This is a genomic window from Streptomyces sp. NPDC054866 (assembly GCF_053610745.1).
Genome location: NZ_JBSGZA010000011.1, coordinates 142627 through 166738, shown reverse-complemented (window position 1 = coordinate 166738; position 24112 = coordinate 142627). Strand labels below are relative to the sequence as shown.

The 24112-nt window shown below is 70.1% G+C and carries 18 protein-coding genes; 14 read left to right on the top strand and 4 right to left on the bottom strand.

Translation table 11 applies throughout. The features are described from left to right. Nucleotides 1-6 precede the first annotated feature (6 nt). The gene (locus ACWGI2_RS38595) at nucleotides 7-1632 is read left to right on the top strand and encodes an MFS transporter (protein WP_453700551.1); all 1626 of its coding nucleotides are present in this window, start codon (nucleotides 7-9) and stop codon (nucleotides 1630-1632) included. Nucleotides 1633-1765: 133 nt separating this feature from the next. Further along, nucleotides 1766-2962 carry an acyl-CoA dehydrogenase family protein gene (locus tag ACWGI2_RS38590; protein WP_160504178.1) on the top strand — a complete coding sequence of 399 codons (1197 nt, stop codon included), beginning with the start codon at nucleotides 1766-1768 and terminating at the stop codon, nucleotides 2960-2962. Nucleotides 2963-2975: 13 nt separating this feature from the next. On the opposite strand, the gene ACWGI2_RS38585 is transcribed toward ACWGI2_RS38590, so the two are convergent. Continuing rightward, complete coding sequence (locus ACWGI2_RS38585) at nucleotides 2976-3419, bottom strand: cell division protein SepF (RefSeq protein WP_160504177.1); 444 nt, start codon at nucleotides 3417-3419, stop codon at nucleotides 2976-2978. 289 nt (nucleotides 3420-3708) lie between these two features. Here ACWGI2_RS38585 and ACWGI2_RS38580 point away from each other — a divergent pair, with 289 nt between their 5' ends. Next, on the top strand, nucleotides 3709-4977 hold the full coding sequence (locus ACWGI2_RS38580; protein WP_453700549.1) for a DUF5685 family protein: 1269 nt from the start codon (nucleotides 3709-3711) through the stop codon (nucleotides 4975-4977). Between the two features lie 11 nt (nucleotides 4978-4988). Here the strand turns inward: ACWGI2_RS38580 and ACWGI2_RS38575 are convergent, their stop codons facing one another. Next, entirely contained in the window at nucleotides 4989-6014 is a 1026-nt protein-coding gene (locus tag ACWGI2_RS38575; RefSeq protein WP_453700547.1) for an ABC transporter substrate-binding protein, read from the bottom strand. Between the two features lie 447 nt (nucleotides 6015-6461). On the opposite strand from ACWGI2_RS38575, the gene ACWGI2_RS38570 reads away from it, so the two are divergent. The 9 genes from ACWGI2_RS38570 (at nucleotide 6462) to adhE (ending at nucleotide 17241) form a co-directional block, all read left to right on the top strand. After that, complete coding sequence (locus tag ACWGI2_RS38570; RefSeq protein WP_453700545.1) at nucleotides 6462-7319, top strand: amino acid ABC transporter permease; 858 nt, start codon at nucleotides 6462-6464, stop codon at nucleotides 7317-7319. Next, nucleotides 7316-8191: an amino acid ABC transporter permease gene (locus tag ACWGI2_RS38565; RefSeq protein ID WP_453700543.1), complete on the top strand. Its 876-nt coding sequence runs from the start codon at nucleotides 7316-7318 to the stop codon at nucleotides 8189-8191. The genes ACWGI2_RS38570 and ACWGI2_RS38565 overlap by 4 nt, the downstream gene beginning before the upstream one ends. Continuing rightward, nucleotides 8188-8949: an amino acid ABC transporter ATP-binding protein gene (locus ACWGI2_RS38560; RefSeq protein WP_160504172.1), complete on the top strand. Its 762-nt coding sequence runs from the start codon at nucleotides 8188-8190 to the stop codon at nucleotides 8947-8949. Before ACWGI2_RS38565 ends, ACWGI2_RS38560 begins: the two co-directional genes overlap by 4 nt. A 14-nt stretch (nucleotides 8950-8963) precedes the next feature. Continuing rightward, entirely contained in the window at nucleotides 8964-9935 is a 972-nt protein-coding gene (locus ACWGI2_RS38555) for an ABC transporter substrate-binding protein (RefSeq protein ID WP_453399274.1), read from the top strand. 48 nt (nucleotides 9936-9983) lie between these two features. Further along, a complete protein-coding gene (locus ACWGI2_RS38550; RefSeq protein WP_453700541.1) occupies nucleotides 9984-10799 on the top strand; it encodes a DUF1684 domain-containing protein in 816 nt (271 codons plus the stop codon). A gap of 260 nt (nucleotides 10800-11059) precedes the next feature. Continuing rightward, nucleotides 11060-11959, top strand: coding sequence for a S1 family peptidase (locus ACWGI2_RS38545; RefSeq protein WP_453399276.1), 900 nt, complete (start codon nucleotides 11060-11062; stop codon nucleotides 11957-11959). A gap of 175 nt (nucleotides 11960-12134) precedes the next feature. Beyond that, on the top strand, nucleotides 12135-13085 hold the full coding sequence (locus ACWGI2_RS38540; RefSeq protein ID WP_453700539.1) for a slipin family protein: 951 nt from the start codon (nucleotides 12135-12137) through the stop codon (nucleotides 13083-13085). A gap of 274 nt (nucleotides 13086-13359) precedes the next feature. Beyond that, nucleotides 13360-14445: a S1 family peptidase gene (locus ACWGI2_RS38535; protein WP_453700537.1), complete on the top strand. Its 1086-nt coding sequence runs from the start codon at nucleotides 13360-13362 to the stop codon at nucleotides 14443-14445. 192 nt (nucleotides 14446-14637) lie between these two features. Then, nucleotides 14638-17241 (top strand): bifunctional acetaldehyde-CoA/alcohol dehydrogenase, encoded by a 2604-nt coding sequence (adhE, locus tag ACWGI2_RS38530; protein WP_453700535.1) that lies wholly within the window; start codon nucleotides 14638-14640, stop codon nucleotides 17239-17241. 49 nt (nucleotides 17242-17290) lie between these two features. On the opposite strand, the gene ACWGI2_RS38525 is transcribed toward adhE, so the two are convergent. Both ACWGI2_RS38525 and ACWGI2_RS38520 read right to left on the bottom strand, forming a co-directional pair. Next, nucleotides 17291-18436, bottom strand: coding sequence for an AAA family ATPase (locus ACWGI2_RS38525; RefSeq protein WP_453399280.1), 1146 nt, complete (start codon nucleotides 18434-18436; stop codon nucleotides 17291-17293). A gap of 47 nt (nucleotides 18437-18483) precedes the next feature. Continuing rightward, nucleotides 18484-19539, bottom strand: coding sequence for a DUF3533 domain-containing protein (locus tag ACWGI2_RS38520; protein ID WP_453700534.1), 1056 nt, complete (start codon nucleotides 19537-19539; stop codon nucleotides 18484-18486). 163 nt (nucleotides 19540-19702) lie between these two features. On the opposite strand from ACWGI2_RS38520, the gene ACWGI2_RS38515 reads away from it, so the two are divergent. Together ACWGI2_RS38515 and ACWGI2_RS38510 are read left to right on the top strand one after the other, a co-directional pair. Then, nucleotides 19703-23137 carry a DNA polymerase III subunit alpha gene (locus ACWGI2_RS38515; protein WP_453700532.1) on the top strand — a complete coding sequence of 1145 codons (3435 nt, stop codon included), beginning with the start codon at nucleotides 19703-19705 and terminating at the stop codon, nucleotides 23135-23137. After that, nucleotides 23134-24108, top strand: coding sequence for a DNA polymerase Y family protein (locus tag ACWGI2_RS38510; protein WP_453700530.1), 975 nt, complete (start codon nucleotides 23134-23136; stop codon nucleotides 24106-24108). The genes ACWGI2_RS38515 and ACWGI2_RS38510 overlap by 4 nt, the downstream gene beginning before the upstream one ends. The last annotated feature ends 4 nt before the right edge of the window (nucleotides 24109-24112 follow it).

The following is a 24112-nucleotide window of genomic DNA, read 5'->3' as shown; positions in this document are numbered from 1 at the left end:
TCGCACATGTCGGGTTCAACCACGGCCACCGCTCCTTCCGGCCGTCGGGTACCCGGGTCGCAGGGCGGCGCCAACCGCTGGCTGGTGCTCGTCGTTCTCTGCGTAAGCCTGCTGCTCGTCGCCGTCGACGCCACCGTTCTGCACGTGGCGGTGCCCGCCGTCACCGAGGACCTGAAGCCGGGTGGCATCGAGCTGCTGTGGATCGTGGACGTCTATCCACTGGTCTGCGCCTCGCTGCTCATCCTCTTCGGCACGCTCGGTGACCGGGTGGGCCGCAGACGGGTGCTCCTCCTCGGGTACGCCCTCTTCGGCGTGGCATCGGCCGTGGCCGCCATGGCCGACAACGCCCAGATCCTCATCGCGGCCCGCGCCCTGCTCGGCGTCGGCGGCGCGATGATCATGCCCGCGACGCTCTCGATCCTGCGCCAGGTCTTCCCCGACCGGCGTGAGCGCGCCGTCGCCATCGGTGTGTGGAGCGCGGTGGCCGGAATCGGCGCGGCGGGCGGGCCGCTGCTCGGCGGCTTCCTGCTGGAGCACTTCTGGTGGGGCTCGGTCTTCCTGATAAACATCCCGCTGATGCTGGTCAGCCTGCCCATCGGGCGCTGGCTCCTTCCCGAGTCGACGGGCGACCGTAACGGGCCGTGGGACGTGGTCGGCGCGCTGATGGCTGCGGCCGGTCTCTTCGGGCTCGTGTTCGCGGTGAAGCGGGCGGGCGGCGGAGAGTCGCCGTTCGGCATGACCACCCTCCTGTCGTTCTTCCTGGGCGCGGCCCTCCTGGTCGGCTTCGTCCGCAGGCAGCGGCGGCGCGAGCATCCGCTCATAGACCTGTCGATGTTCGCGCGGCCCGCGTTCAGCACCTCGCTCGGCTGCATCGTGCTCGCGATGCTCGCCCTGGTGGGCCTGGAACTGGTCGCCGCGCAGTATCTCCAGCTGGTGCTCGGCCTCTCCCCGCTGGAGACCGGCATGCGGCTCGTGCCGCTCACCGTCGCCGCGATGGCCGCGGGCCTCGCCGGATCGAAGCTCCTGCACCGCTTCGGCCCGCGCACGATGGTCGCCTCCGGCTTCACCCTGACCGCGGCGGCCGTGGTGGTGCTCACCGGCATGGGCGACCAGGCCAACGACCCGCTCCTGCTCGTCAGCTTCGTACTGCTCGGCCTCGGTCTCCAGACGACCCTCTTCGGTTCGTACGAGTCGATGCTCAGCGAGGCGCCCCAGTCGCAGGCGGGCGGCGCCGCCGCGATCGGCGAGACCTCGTACCAGCTGGGCGCCGGCATCGGCATCGCGCTCCTCGGCAGCGTCATGAACGCGGCGTACGCGCCCGGCCTCTCGTCCGTGCAGGGCGTCCCGGCAAGGGAGAGCGCCGCCGCGAGCCACTCGCTCGGTGAGGCGTACGAAGTCGCTTCGGGCCTCGGTGGCGGGGCGGGCGAGGCGCTGCGCACCGCCGCGCGCGAGTCCTTCGTGCACGGGCTGCACGTGACCCTGCTGGTCAGCGCGGGGCTGCTGCTGCTCGGCGCGCTGATGGCGCTGAAGCTGCCGCGGACCATGGAGTGCGGGGCGCCTGCGGCGCGGCCTGAGCAGGGGGTTCCGGCGCCCCGGGGGGAGGCGGGGGTTCCTGTGGAGTCCGTCCGTTGACGTGATCCCGGCCTTCGGCCGGGGGGATTCCCTCACCCACCCGCCCTTATGGACGTGCGGGACACTGCGTCGTAACGTCAGCGCGAACCGTAGCTAACTACCACTGCTAGTTTTCGTGTCGCCGGAGGCCCGCATGTCCGCAAGTGCCCGCACCCCTCTGCCGCCCTTCGACCCCGCCGACCCCCTCGGCATCGACGACCTCCTGGAGCCGGAGGACCTCGCGATCCGCGAGACCGTCCGCACCTGGGCCGCCGACCGCGTCATGCCGCACATCGCCGACTGGTACGAGAAGGGCGAACTGCCCGGCATCCGTGAGCTCGCCCGTGAGCTCGGCTCGATCGGCGCGCTCGGCATGTCCCTGGAGGGCTACGGCTGCGCCGGGGCGAGCTCCGTCCAGTACGGGCTCGCCTGTCTGGAGCTGGAGGCCGCCGACTCCGGCATCCGCTCGCTCGTCTCCGTGCAGGGCTCCCTCGCCATGTACGCCATCCACCGTTTCGGCTCCGAGGAGCAGAAGCAGCGCTGGCTGCCCGGCATGGCCGCGGGCGAGATCATCGGCTGCTTCGGCCTGACCGAGCCCGACCACGGGTCCGACCCGGCGTCCATGCGCACCTTCGCCAAGAAGGACGGCACCGACTGGGTGCTCACCGGACGCAAGATGTGGATCACCAACGGCTCCGTGGCCGGGGTCGCCGTGGTCTGGGCGCACACCGACGACGGGATCAGGGGCTTCGTCGTCCCCACCGAGACCCCCGGCTTCTCGGCCCCCGAGATCAAGCACAAGTGGTCGCTGCGCGCGAGCGTCACCAGTGAGCTGGTCCTTGACGAGGTGCGACTGCCGGCCGACGCGGTGCTTCCCGAGGTCACCGGACTCAAGGGCCCCCTGAGCTGCCTCTCCCACGCGCGCTACGGCATCGTCTGGGGAGCCATGGGCGCCGCCCGCTCCTCCTTCGAGGCCGCCGTCGAGTACTCCAAGACCCGCGAGCAGTTCGGCAGGCCCATCGGCGGCTTCCAGCTCACCCAGGCCAAGCTCGCCGACATGGCGGTCGAGCTGCACAAGGGCATCCTGCTCGCGCACCACCTCGGCCGCCGCCTGGACGCCGGCAGGCTCCGGCCCGAACAGGTCAGCTTCGGCAAGCTCAACAACGTACGAGAGGCGATCGAGATCTGCCGCACGTCCCGGACGATCCTGGGTGCGAACGGGATCTCGCTGGAGTACCCCGTGATGCGGCATGCGACAAATCTCGAATCGGTGCTCACCTATGAGGGCACCGTCGAGATGCATCAACTCGTGTTGGGCAAGGCGCTCACCGGCCTTGACGCCTTCCGGTGAGCGGCCTCGCCCGCTAGCTCTGGTTGAAGAAACCGTCCGTCGGACGGCTGGTGGCCTCCCCGTTGACGATGTGCGTGTCGGCGGGGGTGAGCAGGAAGACCCGCGTCGCCACGCGCTCGATGGAACCGCGCAGACCGAAGGTGAGGCCCGCCGCGAAGTCCACGACGCGCTTGGCGTCGCCGGGCTCCATCGACGTGAGGTTGATGATGACCGGGACACCGTCCCGGAAGAGCTCGCCGATGCCGCGCGCGTCCCGGAAACTGTCCGGGGTCACGGTCCCGATCCGGCGCCCTTCCTCCTCGGCGGCCTCGGCCACCACCCGCACCCGCGGGTCGGTCACCCAGGCTTCGCCGGGCCCCTCGGCCCCGTCGTCGTCGTAGCCGTCGTAGTAACGCTCGTCATTGTTGTTGTCGTCGACGAGGCCAAGCCAGGCACTCGCCTTGCGCACCGATCCCATGGACGCCTCCTCTCACAGCGGGCTTTCTGCGTTCCGCATCCCCATGTTCGTCCATGATGCGGATAGTGCGCCAAGTGGATAGTCGCCGCGCGGGGTTTTCGTGACGGTACTGGTGCAGAGTCAACACGCCGTTCCGCGTGATTCCCCAAGGGTCCAGCTGTGTACGGCTGCTGACAGTGAGTGAAATATGATTCTTCACGGCGTATGGGTGACGACCAGTGCGTCCGGGTGAACGGACCCCTCGATACGATGCCCGAGTTGATCGTCAGCGGGCTCTCGGGGGAGTCGTATGTTCGGAATCGTCAGGCCCTGCAGCCATCGTCTCGGTGAGGGTCTCAAGACGCAATGGATGGCGCATCTGTGCGGTCTCTGCCTCGCCCTTCGCGGTGATCACGGGCAGTTCGCCCGCGTCGTGACCAACTACGACGGCCTGATCATCTCGGTTCTGACGGAGGCTCAGGCCAAGCAGTCCACCGGCTGGCGCCGCACCGCGGGACCCTGTCCGCTGCGCGGCATGCGCACCGCTTCCGTCGCGCAGGGCGAGGGAGCACGGCTCGCCGCCGCGGTCTCGCTGGTGCTCGCGTCGGCGAAGGTACGCGACCACGTCGTCGACGGGGACGGCCTCTTGGCGCGCAGGCCGGTGGCCGCCGCGGCCCGGAAGGTCGCACGGAGCTGGGACCGGGCGGGCGCTCGCACCGGTGCTGATGTGGGCTTCGACACGGCGGTCCTGCTCGACGCCGTCGAACGGCAGGTCGGCATCGAGGGCTTGGCGGGTCCCGGCACCTCCCTGCTCACGGTCACCGAGCCCACCGAGACCGCGACCGCGGCGGCCTTCGCGCACACCGCCGTCATCGCGGGCAGGCCGGGCAACGCCGAACCGCTCGCCGAGGCCGGGCGGCTCTTCGGCAGGCTCGCGCATCTCCTGGATGCCGTGGAGGACAAGGAAGCTGACGCCGCGTCGGGTGCGTGGAACCCCCTGACGGCCACGGGTACCGGCCTCGCCGAGGCACGGCGCCTCGCGGACGACGCCCTGCACGGCATACGCCTGGCACTGCGCGAGGTGGAATTCACCGACGGCAAGCTGGCGCATGTGCTGCTCGCGCACGAGCTGGGGCGCTCGGTGGACCGGGCCTTCGGGACCGACGCGTGCGGGCACACACATGAGGTGACGGCGCATCAGGGCGGTTCCTTCGGACCGCCGCAGGGTGGTTCCTTCGGGCCTCCGCAGGGCGGACCCTACGGAGACGGCAATCCGTATGGGGGCGGCAATCCATACGGGGGCGGGGCACCCGGTGGTCCCGGCGGTCCCGGTGGTCCTGGTGGGCCCGGCGGGTTCGGGCCCGGGTCCGAACCGCAACCGCCGAAGCCGGGCAAGCGGGGCTTCTGGGCGGGATGCGCGGTCGCCATCGGCCTCTGCTGCACCTGCAAACTGTGCTGCGCCGATTCGTACGAGGGCCCCTGGTCCCGCAAGAAGCGGGAGGGCTGCTGTAGCAATTGTGGTGACAGCGGGTGTTGCTCTTGCTGCGAGTGCTGCGCTTGCTGTGACTGCGGGCTTTAGGCACTGGGCGGCTATTGCTTCGTCTGCAGGTCTGTGGGGGCTGGTCGCGCAGTTCCCCGCGCCCCTTTGGGGCGCTCCGGCGGTGAGATCCGGGACTCCTCGATCGCTGAGCCCTGCGTGTTCCACTTCTTCAGGATGCGGTCGTACGTTCCGTCCTTGATCAGCCCGTTCACCGCTGCCCGGAAGGCCGGCGCCAGCCTTGTGCCCTTCTTGAAGGCGAAGCCGACGTCGAGACGGTGGTACTCGCCCAGGAACTTCAGGCCCTCCTGGTGGGCGACCGCGTAGCGCAGGCCGTTGATCGTGGACATCACCACATCGCTGCGGCCCTGCTGGAGCGAGCCCCAGATCGCGCCCTGCTCGGCGTACGTCTTCACGCTGTACGGCTTCTTGCCCGCGTCCTCGCACACGTGCTTGTTGTCCTCAAGGGTGACCTCGAAGGTGGTGCCGGCGCCGGTCGCCACGTTCAGGCCGCACAGCTGCCTGAAGTCGGTGACCTTCTTCAGCTCGCTGTCGTCGCGGACGGCGAAGCCCTGGCCGTCGTTGATGTACGTGACGAAGTCGATGGTCCTGCGCCGCTCCTCCGTCACGCCGAAGTTGCCGGTGCCCAGGTCGTACTTCCCGCTGTCCAGGGCGGGCAGGATCGCCTCGAAGCTCGCGGCCTCGCGCTTCAGCTTCAGGCCGAGCGCCTTGGCCACGGCCTCCGCGAAGTCGGCGTCCTGGCCGACGATCGTCCTGCCGTCCTCCAGGTAGGTATTGCCGGGCGGGCTGCCGCCGACGGCGGTCGCGAGACTCAGGGTGCCCCGCTCGCGTACGTCCGCCGGCAGGAGCTTCGCGGCCGCCGCGTTCTTCTTGACCGAGGAGACCACGTCCCGCGTGGGGACCTTGTCGCTCCCGCCCGCGGGTGCCGCGCCGCCCGCGGTGTCGGCGGTGCCGCCGGAACCGCAGGCGGTGAGCGTGAGAGTGGCGGCGGTGATCAGGGCGAAGGCCGCCTGGATACGACGGGAATGCGGGGCGCCGGAATGCGCGGACTTGCTCATGGCGTGACGTTCTCCATCAGGCAGCAGGGCAGGGTGAAGCGGACGTACGAGGGGAGGGGGTGCCGTCGCGGCGCAGAGCGGCGCGGCGGCGGTGTACGCGTGTGAAGGCGAGGTCAACGGCGCGTAAGCGCACGGGAGATGCAAGGCGGGAGAGCCCCGGGAAACGGAGCAGGCTCAGCGCGCAGGGGGTCGGCTCAGAGAGTCGTCGAACACGACGCCGACCACACTCGACCGAAGTCGATGTGGGAGCGCGTGACCAGCCACTGCTGCGGATGCATGGGGCAAGTGGAGCAGGCATCCGTTTCCGCGTCAACTGCCGTGAGACGTAACGCTCATATCCTGGACAGCCTTGACAGCGGGCCGAAAGCGCCCCGTACTCTCAAGGCGGATCGTGCTGAGGGGCTCGGTCCGTGTGAAGGCACCACCCGTATCCACGGAGCCTTCGCCATGTCTTCCGACACGCTCGCCAAAGCCGCGACCGCCCCTCTCCACGACCCGCCACCCGATGTCCCGCGCATCGTGCCGCAACGCCGAGCCGGGCAGTGGGTGGCCGCCGCCGCGGTCCTCGTGCTCCTCGCGCTCACCCTCAACTCGGTCGTCCGTAACGACGCGTTCCAATGGGCCGTGGTGGGCGACTACTTCACCTCCGCCTCCGTGCTGCGCGGCCTGTGGCTCACGCTCTGGCTGACCGCCGTCGTCATGGCGCTCGGCTTCGCGCTCGGCGCGGTGCTCGCCATGGGGCGACTCTCGTCCAACCCCGTGCTGCGCGCGGTCAGTTGGGGCTATGTGTGGCTCTTCAGGTCGATGCCGATCCTGGTGCAGCTGCTGTTCTGGTTCAACATCGGGGCGCTGTACCCGTACCTCTTCGGCGTGAAGACGGTGAACCTCCTCGGGCCCGTCACCATCGCCGTCATCGGGCTCACCCTGCACGAGGCCGCGTACGCCGCCGAGGTGGTGCGCGGCGGCATCCTCTCCGTCGACCGGGGGCAGATCGAGGCCGCGCAGGCGCTCGGGCTCAGCCGGTGGCGCAGATGGCGGCGGATCGTCCTTCCGCAGGCCATGCGCTCCATCGTGCCGCCCGCCGGGAACATGCTGATCGGCACGCTCAAGGGCACGTCGATCGTCAGCGTGATCGCGGTGCAGGATCTCCTGTACTCCGTGCAGCTCGTCTACCACCGCACCTACCAGGTCATCCCGCTGCTCCTGGTCGCCACCCTCTGGTACGTCGTGATCACCTCGCTCCTCAGCGTCGGCCAGTACTACGTGGAGCGGCACTACGCGCGCGGTTCGGAGCGCACCCGATGAGCGTGACGGAACAGAAGCCGGCCAGTGACATCGCGCAGGACGACTTCGGCGCGCTGAAAGTGGTCCCCGTACGCCACCCCTGGCGCTGGGCCGCCGTCGTCGCGACCGCCGTCCTCGTGGCCCAGTTCGCGCACGGCCTCGCCACCAACTCCGGCTGGGAATGGGAGGTGTTCGCCGAGTTCTTCACCGCCGACGTGATCCTCGAGGCGGTCTGGGTCACCCTCCAGCTCACCTTCTACGGAACGGCTCTCGGCTTCGCGCTCGGCATCGTGATCGCCTTCATGCGGCTCTCTGCCAGCCCCTTCCTCAAGGCCGTGGCCTTCGCCTACATCTGGGCGTTCCGGTCGATCCCGCTCATCGTGCAGCTGCTGTTCTGGTTCAACCTCGCCTACCTCTACAAGGAGTTGCAGTTCGGGATCCCGTTCGGGCCCGGCTTCTTCTCCTTCGACACGATGGGGCTCGTCGGCGCGATGAGCGCGGCGGTACTCGGACTCGCCCTGCACCAGGCCGCGTACGCCGCCGAGATCGTGCGCGCGGGCGTACTGTCCGTCGACAGCGGGCAGTTGGAGGCGGCGGCCGCGCTCGGCATCCCCCGGCTGCGGCAGATCCGCCGCATCATCCTGCCGCAGGCGATGCGCTCGATCCTGCCCAACGCGGCCAACGAGATCATCTCCCTCTTCAAGGGCACCTCGATCGTCTCCGTGATGGCGATCGGCGAGCTCTTCTACCAGGTGCAGGTCATCTACGGCCGCAACGGCCGCGTCGTGCCGCTCCTGATGGTCGCCACCGCCTGGTACGTCCTGCTGACCAGCGCCCTCTCCGTCCTCCAGCACTACGTCGAACGTCACTTCTCGAAGGGGGCATCGCGATGAGCGCGATGGTCGAACTCCGGTCCGTACACAAGTCCTTCGGGTCCCTGGAAGTACTGCGGGGCCTCGATCTGGAGGTGCGGAAGGGGGAAGTCACCGTCATCCTCGGCCCTTCCGGCTCCGGCAAGTCCACGCTCCTGCGCGCCATCAACCACCTGGAGAAGGTGGACAAGGGCTGGATCAGCGTCGACGGCGCGCTCGTCGGCTACCGGCGCTCCGGCGACAAGCTGTACGAGCTGCGTGAACGCGACGTACTCAAACAGCGCACCCGGATCGGCTTCGTCTTCCAGAACTTCAACCTCTTCCCGCATCTGACCGTCCTGGAGAACATCGTCGAGGCGCCCGTCTCGGCGCTGAAGCGCCCGCGCAAGGAAGCCGTCGCCCACGCCGGGACCCTGCTCGCCCGGGTCGGGCTCGCCGACAAGGCGGACGCGTACCCCAAGCAGCTCTCCGGGGGACAGCAGCAGCGCGTGGCCATCGCCCGCGCGCTCGCGCTTGAGCCGAAGCTGCTGCTCTTCGACGAGCCGACGTCCGCGCTCGACCCCGAACTGGTCGGTGAAGTCCTCGACGTCATCAAGGACTTGGCGCGCCAGGGCACCACGATGATCGTCGTCACCCATGAGATCGGCTTCGCGCGTGAGGTCGCCGACACGGTCGTCTTCATGGACGAGGGGCTCATCGTCGAGCAGGGCGCCCCCGACGACGTACTGGACCGTCCACGGCACGACCGCACCCGCGCGTTTCTTTCCAAGGTTCTCTAGCTAGGAGCTCCCGCATGTTTTCCCGACGCACTCTCTCCGTCTCTGTCGCCGCCCTGGCTCTCGCGCCCTTGCTGAGCGCCTGCGGCGGGGACAGCGACGCCGCGACCGGCGGCGGCGAGCCCGGCACCAAGAAGGTCGGCGGCATCAACATCGGGCCCGACCAGAACCGCGTACGCGGGAAGAAGGTCGACGCGATAGCGAAGCTCGTGCCCGAGAAGGTGCGCGAGCGCGGCACGCTGCGGCTCGGCGGCAGCGCCGACTCGGTCGCGCCCCTCGGCTTCTACGCCACCGACGACAAGACGCGGATCGGCTCCGAGGTCGACATCGCGAGCCTGGTCGCCGACACGCTCGGCCTGCAGCCGAAATTCGAGCAGGTCTCCTGGGAGAACCTCTTCGTCGGCCTGGACAGCGGAAAGTTCGACGGGGTCTTCTCGAACGTCACGGTGACAGAGGAACGCAAGGAGAAGTACGACTTCGCGACCTACCGCCACGACAACATCGCCTTCGAGGCGCGCAAGGACGCCGACTGGACGGCGAAGAAGCCGGCGGACGTGGCGGGCAGGACAATCGCGGTCTCCTCCGGCACCAACCAGGAGAAGATCCTCGTCGACTGGAGCGAGCAGAACGAGAAGGCCGGGCGCGAGCCGGTGGCCATCAAGTACTTCCAGAAGGACTCCGACTACTACCTGGCCCTCCAGTCGGGCCGCATCGACGCGTATCTCGGCCCGAACCCGACGGCTGCCTATCACGTCGCGTCATCGGGGCAGACGAAGATCATCGGGACTCTGTCGGGCGGGGGCCCCGACATCCAGGGCGAGATCGCCGCCACCACGAAGAAGGACAGCGGCCTCGTCGACGCGTACGCGGCGGCGCTCAACCACGTGATCAAGGACGGCAGTTACGCCAAGGTCCTGGGGCGCTGGGATCTGAAGAGCGAGGCCGTGAAGGAGTCACAGATCAACCCCAAGGGCCTGCCGAAGCCGTAAGAAGCCGACCGTATGGAAGGGTTGTTCACATATGGAAGGGTTGATCACATGACGACGGACGCTTCACGCGACTGGAAGCACTGGCACGAGCAGCGGAACGAGACGGTGTCGGCGCCCTACGGCCCGCTCTCGCTCACCGGAACCCACTGGCTCGCGGACTACCCGGACGGCTCGCTTCCGAACATCCCCGGGCGCTGGACCGAGGCGGGCGACGAGATCGTCCTGACCGCCGAGACCGGCGACGGGCTCACCCTCGACGGGCAGCTGTTCAGCGGCGAGGCCCGGCTCGCCGCCGACCCCGGTCCTGTCGGCGCGGCCCGCGTCGGGCACGGCGAACGCCGCCTGGTCGTGCTGCGGCGCGAAGGGCTCTGGGCGGTACGCGACTTCGACCCGGAGTCCGCGACGCGCCGCGCCTTCCAGGGCATCGAGGCCACCGCGTACGACGCGCGCTGGGCGGTGCCGGGCCGTTTCACGCCGTACGCCGCCGAGAGCACCGACTGCGACGGAACCGGGGTGCGCACCGTGCGGGTCGGCAACGCGGACGGGGTGGAGCGGGGACTCGGCCTCGGCGGTGAGCTGGCCTTCACTCTGGCCGGAAAGGACCACACGCTCCAGGTGTCGGTGGAGGGTGACGGCTCATTGTGGGCGGTGTTCGCCGACGCGACCAGCGGGGTGTCCAGCTACCGGTTCCGGTTCCTGCGGCCCGCCGCGCCGGACGCCGAAGGCCGCACGACGGTGGACTTCAACCGCGCGCTCCTTCCTCCGTGCGCCTTCGCCGACCACTTCATCTGCCCTTTCCCGCCCCCGGGCAACACCCTTGCCGCCGAGATCGCGGCGGGGGAGCGGAACCTCATCGGCCGCTGACACGTCAGAAGCAGAGCCGATGACCCAGAGCCCCGACGGCGTACGACAGAGAGCGAAAGCCGTCGGGGCCGGTCGTCGTGTATCCGGCTGACGGCCGAAAGGCGCCCTTGTGCGCGGTGTCCGTGGCCCGAATACTCCCGAGCAGCGCTTGTCAGGAGCACGGCGTATCCGGAATCCGGCTTGCCCTTTGCTCATTGGCTGCGCCTCACGGGCCCTCAACCCACAAGGGCCCACTGACTTCCCCTCGGGAGGAACAACAAGTGAGGAACAAGCGCACCACCCCCCGCAGCGGCATAGCGAGACGTACTCGTCTGCTCGCCGTGGCCACCGGACTTGTGGCCGTCGGCGCGCTCGCCGTCCCCGCTGCGAACGCCAACGACGTCACCACCTTCAGCTCGGCGCAGCTCACCAAGGCGAGCGACGCGGTGCTCGACGCGGATGTCGCAGGCACCGCATGGAGCGTCGACAAGGCGTCGAACCGTCTGGTCGTCACCGCCGACAGCACCGTCTCCAAGGCCGAGATCGCCAAGATCAAGGAGGCGGCGGGCAGCAACGCGGGCGCCCTCAAGGTCGAGCGCACTCCCGGCAAGTTCAGCAAGCTGATCTCCGGCGGCGACGCGATCTACGCGTCCAGCTGGCGCTGCTCGCTCGGCTTCAACGTCCGCAGCGGCAGCACCTACTACTTCCTCACCGCCGGTCACTGCACCGACGGTGCGGGCACCTGGTGGGCCAACTCCGCGAAGACCACGGTGCTCGGGACCACGCACGGCTCCAGCTTCCCGACCAACGACTACGGCATCGTCAGGTACACCAACGGCTCGATCACCAAGTCGGGCACGGTCGGCAGCCAGGACATCACCAGCGCGGGCAACGCCACCCTGAACCAGGCCGTCACCCGGCGTGGCTCGACCACCGGTACCCACAGCGGCAGGGTCACCGGCCTGAACGCGACCGTCAACTACGGCGGCGGCGACATCGTCTACGGCATGATCAAGACCACGGTCTGCGCCGAACCCGGCGACAGCGGCGGCCCGCTCTACGCGGGGACCAAGGCCCTTGGCCTCACCTCGGGCGGCAGCGGCAACTGCTCCACGGGCGGCACGACCTTCTTCCAGCCGGTCACCGAGGCGCTGAGCCGGTACGGCGTGAGCGTCTACTGATCCACGTACGACTGATCCACGTACGACCAGTCCGCAGCCAGCAGTAGGAGAGCCCTCGTCCGGAAGATGTCCGGGCGGGGGCTCTCTCCTGTCTCCCGTCTCCCTTTGTGCGCCCTGCGGCGTTACCTTCGAAGTGCACGCCCAACACGCCCAATTCGGACCCTGGGGGGCCGGCATGGTCGAGGAGCTGGTGGCGGCGGGAGTAGCCGTCGGGTCTGTCGGAGCGGTCTATGTGATGGCGGCGGCGCGTGTCGTCAAGCAGTACGAACGGGGTGTGGTGCTCCGGCTCGGGCGGCTGCAGCGTTCGGTGCGCGGGCCCGGGTTCACGATGGTCGTGCCGTTCGTGGACCGGCTCCGTAAGGTGAACATGCAGATCGTGACGATGCCGGTCCCGGCGCAGGACGGCATCACCCGGGACAACGTCACGGTGCGCGTGGACGCGGTCATCTACTTCAGGGTGATCGATGCCGCCGAGGCCGTCGTCCAGGTGGAGGACTACCGCTTCGCGGTCTCGCAGATGGCGCAGACGTCCCTGCGCTCGATCATCGGCAAGAGCGACCTGGACGATCTGCTCTCCAACCGCGAGAAGCTCAACCAAGGCCTGGAGTTGATGATCGACTCTCCCGCGGTCGGGTGGGGCGTGCAGATCGACCGGGTCGAGATCAAGGACGTGTCGCTCCCGGAGACCATGAAACGGTCCATGGCCCGGCAGGCCGAGGCCGACCGCGAGCGACGGGCCCGCGTGATCAACGCGGACGCCGAGCTACAGGCCTCCAAGAAGCTGGCCCAGGCGGCACATGAGATGGCGGAGGAGCCGGCCGCGCTCCAGCTGCGGCTGCTCCAGACCGTGGTGGCGGTCGCCGCCGAGAAGAACTCGACCCTCGTGCTGCCCTTCCCCGTGGAACTGCTGCGGTTCCTGGAACGGGCCACACAGGCGCAGCAGCCGCCGCCCGCCGCCGTGCCCGAGTCTCCCGCCGCCGTGCCTGAGTCTCCCGTCGCGGCGGCCGGTCCGCCCGCCGCCGCCGTGACCGAATCGCCCGCTGTCGCGCTGCCGGATTTCGGTGCTCCGGATTCGGAAGCCGGTGAGCGGGAGGCGCCAGGAGCGTCGAGATCCGGACAGGACTAGTCCTTACCCGCTGCCGATCATCCGCTCGCACGCGGTGTTTGCACCGGGAACCGACGTGGTGAGACCGGCGCTGGTGAAGAGGCGGGGGGCGCACGGTGATTGTCGCGTGCGCGTCCTGAAGTAGACCTTGTGTGCTACCAGGCGGTATCGGGATAGTGGGCCCAACCTTTGGCATGGACGCGGCTTTCGCAGCGTGTGCGACTCCGTGCCGGTACGCCTTCCGGTCCCCAGGTCCCCACACCGAACGGGCCGACCCCCCACAGGAGGACGTGAGTTGAAGCACCGACGCATATCCAAGCGACGTGCCGCCGTGGCAGGTGCGGGCATCACCGCACTGATCGCCGCCGGAATCACCTTCCAGACTGCGAACGCGAGTGAGAGTGCCCCGACCCCCACGCCGGACACCCTCTCGGTCGCGAAGGCCGGAAAGCTCGCCTCGTCCCTCGGCAAGGACCTCGGCCTGGACGCGGCAGGCACGTACTACGACGCCAAGGCCAAGAACCTCGTCGTGAACGTCCTGGACAAGAGCGCTGCCGACGCCGTGGAGTCGGCGGGCGCCAAGGCGAGAATCGTCGAGAACTCCCTCGCGGAGCTGAAGAGCGCCCGCTCGACGCTCAGCGACAAGGCATCCATCCCCGGCACCTCGTGGGCGGTCGACCCGGCCACCAACAAGGTCGTCGTCACGGCGGACCGCACGGTCAAGGGCGCCGAGCTCGACAAGCTCGGCGCGGTCGTGAAGGCACTCGGCTCCAAGGCCGAACTCCAGCACAGCAAGGGGGAGTTCAAACCGTTCATCGCCGGCGGCGACGCCATCTGGGGCGGCGGCAGCCGCTGCTCGCTCGGCTTCAACGTGGTCAAGGACGGCGCTCCGCACTTCCTGACCGCCGGCCACTGCACGGAGGCCGTGACCAGCTGGTCGGAGGAGCAGGGCGGCCCGGCCATCGGTGAGAACGCGGGCTCCAGCTTCCCCGAGAACGACTACGGCATCGTCAAGTACAGCGGCGACACCGCGCACCCGAGCGAGGTGAACCTCTACAACGGCTCGACGCAGGCCATCACCAAGGCGGGCGACGCGACCGTCGGCCAGAAGGTGCAGCGCAGTGGCTCGACCACGAAGCTGCACGACGGCTCGGTCACCGGTCTCGACGCCACCGTGAACTACGGCAACGGCGACGTCGTCAACGGACTCATCCAGACCGACGTCTGTGCCGAGCCCGGTGACAGCGGTGGCGCGCTCTTCGCGGGTGACACCGCGCTCGGCCTCACCTCGGGCGGCAGTGGTGACTGCAGCGCCGGCGGGGAGACGTTCTTCCAGCCTGTTCCGGAGGCGCTTTCCGCTTTCGGCGCGGAAATCGGCTGACCCTGCGGGTAGCTTCACAGGAAGTTCCGGTCCCACCCCTGCGAGAGCAGGGGTGGGACTTTTTTGTGCAGAAAAGGGGGCAAAAAAGGGACCTTCGGCCCTCGGGGTGAGGTCATTCTCCGCCCCTCAAGCGGCAAGCCCGGGTGTCGAATTGAGGCATAAGCGAAAAGGTCTCACCGAAGGAGCCCCGCCATGGAGGCCAACGAGATGGTGGACGGACTGGTCAGGGGAGCGCTCACCGCGCTCGGCCGGTTCGCGTCGTACGACCAGGAACAGGTCGACCACATCGTCAAGAAGGCCTCCCTCGCCGCGCTGAGCCGGCATGGGGAACTGGCGAGGCTGGCCGTCGAGGAGACGGGCCGCGGGCTCTTCGAGGACAAGGCCGTCAAGAACCTCTTCGCCTGCGAGCACGTCGTCAACTCGATGCGCGGCCTGAAGACCGCGGGCGTCATCTCCCGCGACGAACTGAACGGCATCACCGAGATCGCCGAACCGGTCGGCGTCGTCTGCGCCATGACCCCGGTGACCAACCCGACGTCGACGACCCTCTTCAAGGCCCTCATCGCCCTGAAGACCCGCAACCCGATCATCTTCGCCTTCCACCCCAGCGCCCAGCGCTGCTCCGCCGAGGCCGCCCGCGTCGTACGCGACGCCGCGATCGAGGCCGGCGCCCCCGCGGACTGCGTGCAGTGGATCGAGGAGCCCTCCATGGAGGCCACAGGGCTGCTCATGAACCACCCCGGTGTCTCCACCATCCTCGCCACCGGCGGCAACGCCATGGTCAGGTCCGCCTACTCCTGCGGCAAGCCCGCGCTCGGCGTCGGCGCGGGCAACGTACCCGCGTACGTCACGCGCAGCGGAAAGCTGGGGCGAGCCGTGCACGACATCGTGCTCTCCAAGGCCTTCGACCACGGCATGATCTGCGCATCGGAGCAGGCCGTGATCCTCGACGAGGAGATCTACGACGCGGGGATCGCGGAGTTCGAGCGGCTAGGCGCGTACGTCGTCACGGCGGCCGAGAAGACCAAGCTGGAGGAGTTCGTCTTCGGGACGACGGCCTTCGGCGCCGACTGCGCGGGCGCGAAGCTGAACGCGGCCGTCGTCGGCAGGTCGCCGCGGTGGATCGCCGAGCAGGCCGGATTCGAGGTCCCCGAAGGTACGTCGGTCATCGTCGCCGAGTGCGCGGAGGTCGGCGACGGCGAGCCGCTCACCCGCGAGAAGCTCTCCCCGGTCCTCGCTGCCCTCAAGGCCGGATCCACCGAGCAGGGTCTCGAACTGGCCGCGCGGATGGTCGAGTTCAACGGTCTTGGCCACAGCGCCGCCATCCACACCGAGGACGAGGAGCTCGCCGAGGAGTTCGGCAGGCGCGTCAAGGCGGTGCGCGTCATCGTCAACGCGCCATCGACCTTCGGCGGCATCGGCGACGTCTACAACGCCTTCCTGCCCTCGCTCACCCTCGGCTGCGGCTCCTACGGGCACAACTCGGTGTCCAACAACGTCTCCGCGGTCAACCTGATCAACGTCAAGCGGATCGGACGGCGCAACAACAACATGCAGTGGTTCAAGGTCCCGCCGAAGATCTACTTCGAGCGCAACTCCCTGCGCTACCTGGGGGAGATGGACGGCATCAGGCGGGTCTCGATCGTGACGGACAAGGCGATGTCGGCGCTCGGCTTCGTCCAGCGGGTGACCGACATCCTCGCCGCCCGCCCCGAAGCGGTCACCGTCCAGGTCATCGACGACGTCGAGCCCAACCCGGGGCTCGCGACCGTGCGGGCCGGGGCCGCGCGCATGCGGGACTTCGAGCCGGACACGATCATCGGGCTCGGCGGCGGCTCGCCGATGGACGCGGCCAAGATCATGTGGCTGATGTACGAGCACCCGGAGATCGAGTTCGCCGACACCAAGGAGAAGTTCTTCGACATCCGCAAGCGGGCCTTCACGTTCCCGGGCCTCGGTGAGAAGGCGCAGATGGTGGCCGTCCCGACCACCTCGGGCACGGGCAGCGAGGTGACTCCCTTCGCGGTCATCTCCGACCCGAAGGCCGCGCAGAAGTACCCCCTCGCCGACTACGCGCTCACCCCGAACGTGGCGATCGTCGACCCGGTCCTGCCGATGAAGCTCCCCGCGACGGTCACCGCCGACTCCGGCTTCGACGCGCTGACCCACGCCACCGAGGCGTACGTCTCGGTGTACGCGAACGACTACACCGACGGGCTCTGCCTCCAGGCGATCAAGCTCATCTTCGAGAACCTGGAGCGGTGCGTCGTGAACGGGGCCGACGACCCCGAGGCGCGCGAGAAGATGCACAACGCCTCGACCGTGGCGGGCATGGCCTTCGCCAACGCCTTCCTGGGTCTGGTGCACGCGATGGCGCACACCCTCGGCAACACCTTCCACGTCTCGCACGGCCGCACCAACGCGCTGCTTCTGCCGCACGTCATCCGGCACAACGGCACGGTGTCGGCCAAGGCGACGCCTTGGCCGAAGGCCGAGGTCTACCGGGCTCCGGAGCGGTTCCAGGAGATCGCGCGGATGCTGGGCCTTGCGGCGGCTTCCCCTGAGCAGGGGGTGGAGTCCTACGCCGCCGCCGTCGAGGAACTGCGCGCCAAGTGTGGTCTCCCCGCCTCCTTCGCCGAGGAGGGCGTGGACGAGGCCGCCTTCATCGCGGCCCTGCCTGAGCAGGCGATGAACGCGTACGCGGATCAGTGCGCGCCTGCCAACCCGCGCATGCCGATGCTCTCCGAGATGGAGCAGTTGATGCGGCAGGCCTACTACGGGGGGCGAGCCCCGTAGGGGCGCGGGGAACTGCGCGACCAGCCACTGACGACCCGCAGCGTCGAACTCAGCGCTTCGGCCAGTACCACAGCGGCTCGTCCAGGAGGCTCTCGCGGCCCGCCACCGTCGTCTCGCCCGACTCCTTCACCAGTTCTATGGAGTTGACGTCGACCCGGTGGCGGGCCGCCCCCTTGGCCACCGCATCGGCGAGAGGGCGGGCATGGGTCACCAGGACGACCTGCGTGTCCTTCGTCGCGGTCAGGATCAGGTCCGCGAGGGGGCGCAGGAGATCCGGGTGCAGGCTCGTCTCCGGTTCGTTCAGGACGAGGAGGGACGGTGGCCGGGGCGTGAGCAGGGCCGCGGTCCACAGCAGATAGCGCAGGGTGCCGTCGGACAGCTCGGCCGCTCCGAGAGGGCGGTTCAACCCACGCTGGTGCAGCTGGAGTTCGAAGCGTCCGCCCTGCTCGACGATGCCCACCCGGCTGCCGGGGAAGGCGTCGTCCACCGCCGCGTCGAGCGCCGCAGGATCACCGATCTCGCGGATGGTCTGCAGGGCCGCCGCCAGGTCCGCCCCGTCATGGCCGAGGACTGGGGTGCGGGTGCCGATGCGGGCGGCGCGGGCGGGGGCTTCGGCGTCGGTGCGGACGTGGTCGTAGAACCGCCAGGAGCGGATCAGCTCGCGCAGCCGCAGCAGGTCGGGGGCCAGCTGCGGATCGGCGAGCTCGCTCAGCATGCTGTCGTACGGGCGGATGCCCTGGGTCCGGTGCCAGCCGCCGTCGGCGGTGCGGGTGCGCACGGCGGGGCCCGCGCGGTCGCAGAGCAGCGCGGCAGGGCGCAGGACGGGCCCGGCCCAGGTGGACTCGCGCTTGATCTCCGGGTCCAGGTTGAACATCGAGGGCGCCGCGCCGGATCCCGAGGTGGGGATCGGATACCCGAAGTCCACCCCGTACCCGAACTCGTCGCCCGCGAAGCCGAGGCGCAGGCTGGTCGCCTCCGCCTTCGCGGGGCCCGCCCACAGCGCGGAGGGCAGCCCGCCCTCGCGGGCGAGGGCGGCCACCGCACCGCCTCGCGCGGAGTCGGCGAGCAGGCGCAGCGCGCGGTACAGGCTCGACTTGCCGGTGCCGTTCGCGCCCGTCACGACGTTCAGCCGGTCGAGGGGAACGATCAGTTTGCGCAGGGAGCGGTAGTTCTCGACCGCCAGGGTGGTGATCATCGCTCCAGCTTCGCACCCGGGTCTGACAACGGCCGGGGAGCGGGCCCTCACCCGCGGTGGGCGCCGCTGTCCGTCTCCGTCTCCTGCATCGCGGGCTTCTGCCCCGGCTGGCGGTCCCCGCGCAGCGCGGACATGGCCAGGGTGACGGCGGTGCCCACGACCGCCCAGGCGGCGAGCACCAGCATCGGCCCGGTGATCGCGTTGCCCTTGAAGTACGCGATGGAGCGGGCCACCCAGGTGCCCGCGCCCGGCGGCAGCCAGGGGCCGATCTCCTTCCAGAACGGCGGCAGCATCGGCAGCGGGAAGGCGCCGCCCGCGCTCGGGTTGCCCGCGATCACGACGAGCAGGACGGCGAGGCCGATGCCCACGATGCCGGTGAGCGACTGCAGTGCGAGCGTGATCATGCCGACCCCGAAGACGATCAGCGAGCCGAGGCCCCACAGGCCCATGACGCTGCCGGGCAGGGCGCCGAGGATCGGCCCGATGATGATCGCGCCGCCCAGACCGCCCGCGATCGAGTAGAGCGCCATGACGCCGGTCCTGATCAGCGCGCGCGGGCCGTTGGCGGCCCGGGAGCCCGCGCTGATCGCGAGGATCGACGCGCACAGATAGCCGCCGACGCACCAGCCGACGACCAGGTAGAAGGACGAGAGCCCGTCGAAGTCCTTGGTGGACGCCGGGGCCACGTCCACGGTCTTGACCGTCCGCTTCTCGGCCCCTTCGACCTCGGTGGCGATCTTCTCCAGGGCGGTGGCGAGTACGGTGCCGCCGCCCGAGCCGACCAGGAGGGTGTCGGTGGTGCCCCGGGGGTCGACGATCAGGGCGCCGTCGATGTCGCGGTTCATGATCTGGTGCCGGGCCGCGGCCTCGTCCTTGACCACACGCGGGTCGAGCGGTTCGTCGGGGAGTTTCCCGAGCTTGTCCGATGTCTCCTGGGCCGCGGGCCCCGGAGCGACGACTCCGAAGGGCACGTCTCTCGGCTTGGGGTCGTGCAGGGCCCCTACGTAGGAGGCGATGAACAGCAGCTGCAAGGCCAGTACACCGATGACCAGCAGGGCTGCTCGCGGGGTGACGGCGCTCTTCAACTCATCGGTGAAACTCATGCCCCCACGCTCCGTGCCCCCTGTCGTTCCCGCAGGTGGGCGGGGCCGAATGGGCGAAGAGAGGTGCGGTTCGACTCGGGTGTCGTACATGCGTTCGAAAGTTGGTCTATGGTGGAGGTGGGGGATGTGAGGTCGGATCGGTTCAGGGTTTCAGGAGGTGCGTGTGCCAGGGTTCACGCATCTGCACACCGTCTCCGGGTTCTCCACGCGGTACGGGGCCTCGCACCCGGAGCGGCTCGCCGAGCGCGCCGCCGAGCGGGGCATGGACGCCCTCGCGCTCACCGACCGGGACACCCTCGCGGGGGCCGTCCGGTTCGCCAAGGCCTGCGCGAAGGAGGGGGTGCGGCCGCTGTTCGGGGCCGAGCTCGCGGTGGGGGAGCCTGCTCCGCCGCGCGGTGCGCGGCGGCGGACCCCGGTGCGCGGAGGTGCCTTCATCGATGAGTCGACCCCGCGCGTGACCTTCCTCGCCCGCGACGGCGCCACGGGCTGGGCCGCGCTGTGCCAGCTGATCACCGCCGCGCACCGGAGCGGCGAGGGGCAGCCCGTGCTTCCGTGGGAGGAGAACCACGGCGAGGGCATGACCGTGCTGCTCGGCCCCGCCTCCGACGTGGGGCGCGCGCTCGCCGCGGGGCGCCCCGACCGGGCCGCCCGCCTCATCGCCCCCTGGCGTGAGCGCTACGGAGACGCGCTGCGCCTGGAGACTGTGTGGCACGGCCGCGAAGGCACCGGACCCGGATCGCTGCGCCTCGCCGCCCGCACCGTCGGCTTCGCCGCTGAGCAGGGCGTCCGCCCCGTACTGAGCAACGCCGTCCGCTACGCCGACGCCGGTATGGGCCCGGTCGCCGACGTGCTCGACGCCGCGCGCCGCCTCGTCCCCGTCGACCCGACCAAGGAACTCGACAGCGGGGAACGGTGGTTGAAGGGCGCCGACGCCATGCTGGGCAACGCCGAGCGGATCGTGGAGGCCGCCGGCTTCCGCCGCGACACCGCCCACCGCCTCGTGGAGCAGACCCAGTCGGCCGCCGCCGAGTGTCTCGTCGACCCCGAGGACGACATCGGCCTCGGCTCCGTGCGCTTCCCCGAGCCGCACCTCGTCGGCGCGGGCCGCCGCACCGCCCAGCGCGTACTCGCCTCGCGGGCGGCGGCGGGGATGGTCCTTCGGGGGTACGACCGCGCCCCGGGCGCCCACGGCTACTGGGAGCGGATGCACCACGAGCTGGACATCATCGCGTACCACGGCTTCGCCTCCTACTTCCTCACCGTGGCCCAAGTGGTCGACGACGTACGCGACTTGGGCATCAGGGTGGCGGCGCGCGGCTCCGGCGCCGGGTCCCTGGTCAATCACCTCATCGGCATCGCGCACGCCGACCCCGTCGAGCACGGCCTGCTCATGGAGCGGTTCCTCTCCACGCGCCGTGCCGTCCTGCCGGACATCGACATCGACGTGGAGTCGGCACGCCGCCTCGAGGTCTACCGCGCGATCATCGGCCGCTTCGGCACCGAGCGGGTCGCGACCGTCGCCATGCCCGAGACCTACCGGGTCCGCCATGCCATCCGCGACGTGGGCGCCGCGCTCTCCATGGACCCGGCCGAGATCGACAAGATCGCCAAGGCCTTCCCGCACATCCGCGCCCGGGACGCCCGCTCGGCGATGGAGGAGCTGCCCGAACTGCGGGAGGTCGCGGGGGAGAAGGAGGGCCACGGCCGCCTGTGGGATCTTGTCGAGGCCCTGGACGCGCTGCCGCGCGGGGTCGCCATGCACCCGTGTGGGGTGCTGCTCTCCGACGCCTCGCTGCTCGCGCGTACGCCCGTCATGCCCACCAGCGGCGAGGGCTTCCCCATGTCCCAGTTCGACAAGGAGGACGTGGAGGACCTCGGGCTGCTCAAGCTCGATGTGCTCGGGGTGCGGATGCAGTCGGCGATGGCGCACGCGGTGGAGGAGGTCGAGCGGGCCACGGGCACGCGGGTGGACGTGGACGCGGTGCCGCCGGGGGACCCGGCGACGTATCAACTCATCAAGTCCACCGAGACGTTGGGCTGTTTCCAGATCGAGTCGCCGGGCCAGCGTGACCTGGTCGGACGCCTTCAGCCCGCGACCTTCCACGACCTGGTCGTCGACATCTCGCTCTTCAGGCCGGGTCCTGTCGCCGCCGACATGGTGCGGCCCTTCATCGAGGCCCGGCACGGCCGCGCGCCCGTCCGCTATCCGCACCCGGACCTGGCGGGGCCGCTCGAGGAGACGTACGGCGTCGTCGTCTTCCACGAGCAGATCATCGAGATCGTGGACATCATGACCGGCTGCGGACGCGACGAGGCGGACCGGGTGCGGCGCGGGCTCTCCGACCCCGAGTCGCAGGGACGGATCCGGTTCTGGTTCGCGCAGCAGGCGGCGGCCAAGGGCTACGACGCCGAGACGATCGGCCGGACGTGGGAGATCATCGAGGCCTTCGGCTCGTACGGCTTCTGCAAGGCGCACGCGGTGGCCTTCGCCGTGCCGACGTACCAGTCGGCGTGGCTGAAGGCCCATCATCCGGCCGCCTTCTACGCGGGGTTGCTCACGCACGACCCCGGCATGTACCCGAAGCGGCTGCTGCTCGCGGACGCGCGGCGGCGAGGGGTGCCGATCCTTCCGCTGGACGTGAACCGGTCCGCGGTCGCTCACCGTATCGAACTGGTGTCCGAGCCCAGGGAGACTTGGGGTCTGCGTCTCGCGCTGGCCGACGTCCACGGCATCAGCGAGGCCGAGGCCGCGCGGATCGCGGACGGGCAGCCCTACGCCTCGCTCCTCGACTTCTGGGAGCGGGCCAGGCCCGGCAAACCGCTCGCGCAGCGGCTCGCACAGGTCGGCGCGCTCGACGCGTTCGGCGCCAACCGCCGCGATCTGCAACTGCACCTGACGGAACTCCGGCGGGGCTCGCGGGGCTCCTCCGGGGCCCAACTCCCCCTGTCCGGCGGGCGGAAGACAGCCCCGGCCGGGCTGCCCGACCTGGACGACGCGGAACGGCTCAGCGCCGAGCTCGGCGTCCTCGGCATGGACTCCTCACGCCATCTCATGGGCGACCACGCGGAGTTCCTCCGGGAGCTCGGCGTGCTGAGCGCCCGCCGCCTGCGGGAGGCCGAACACGGGGCGACCGTCCTGGTCGCGGGCGCCAAGGCGGCCACCCAGACCCCGCCGATCCGCTCCGGGAAACGCGTCATCTTCACCACCCTGGACGACGGCACGGGCCTGGTCGACCTGGCCTTCTTCGACGACGCGCACGAACGGTGCGCGCACACCGTCTTCCACTCCTGGCTGCTCCTGGTCCGCGGAGTGGTGCAGCGGCGCGGGCCCCGCAGCCTCAGCGTGGTCGGCGCCGCCGCGTGGAACCTGGCGGAACTGGTGGAGCTGCGGCAGGAGGGCGGACTCGAAGCGGTGGGAGCACGTCTCGCCGAGCCGGGGCCGGACGAGGCGTCCGACGGAACCCCGGCGGACGACGGCCGCCGCATCCGGATGTCCACGGGGTACGAGATGCACCCCTGGGCCGACCTCCAGCCCCCCGGTGAACGGGCGGCGACAGGACGGAAGTTGTGGCACCAGAGTCCAGGGAGCGCGGGATGAGCACTCTTTGCGTACGGTTCCTTCTGCCGCCGATGTACGAGGCCGCCGTGCCCCGGCTGCTCACGCTGCTCGGCGAGTTCAGCCCTGTCGTCGAGGCCCTGCCGCCCGACTCCGCGCTCGTCGACGTACGGGGAGCGATGCGTTACTTCGGGCGGGACGCCGTCGAGCTCGCCTCGGTGATCCGGGTGCGGGCGCTCGCCCACCACGGCGTGGACTGCGTGATCGGCGCCGGGCCGGGGTCGATGCTCGCGCGGATGGCCGCCCGGGAGGCCGCGCCCGGGGTGACCCGGGCCGTGGGCGCCGACCCGGACGCCGTCGCGGAGTTCCTCGGGCCGAAGCCGGTCGCCGAACTGCCGGGGGTCGGCCGCGCCACCGCCCGCACCCTCTGCTCGTACGGGCTCGACTCCGTAGGCAAGGTGGCCGCCGCGCCGCTGTCCACGCTGCAACGCCTCGTCGGTGCCCGCGCGGGCCGTGAGCTGCGCGAGAAGGCGCTCGGCATCGACCGCGCACGCGTCGTGCCGAATGCCGCCGCCCGCTCCCTCGGCTCCGAACGCCCCTTCCCCCGCGACGAGTTGGACCCCACGCGGCACCGCAGGGCGCTGCTCTCCATCACCGAGGAACTCGGCGCGCGGATGCGCGACGAGGACCAGGTGTGCCGCTCCCTGACCCTCACCGTGCGCTACGCCGACCGCTCCACCACGACCCGCACGCGCGCGCTGCCCGAGCCGACCGCGCACTCCTGCGCGCTGACCGCGTCCGCGTACCGGATGTACGAGGCGCTCGGCCTCCAGCGGGCTCGGGTGCGCGGCATCTCGCTGCGCGCCGAAGGGCTCGGCCCCGCCGAACACGCCGCCCACCAGCTGATGTTCGACCCGGTGGACGACAGGGCCCGCAGGATCGAGGCGGTGGCCGACCGGGCGCGGGCCAAGTTCGGCCCCGGCGCGATCGTGCCGGGAACGCTGGCGGCGTAGCCAC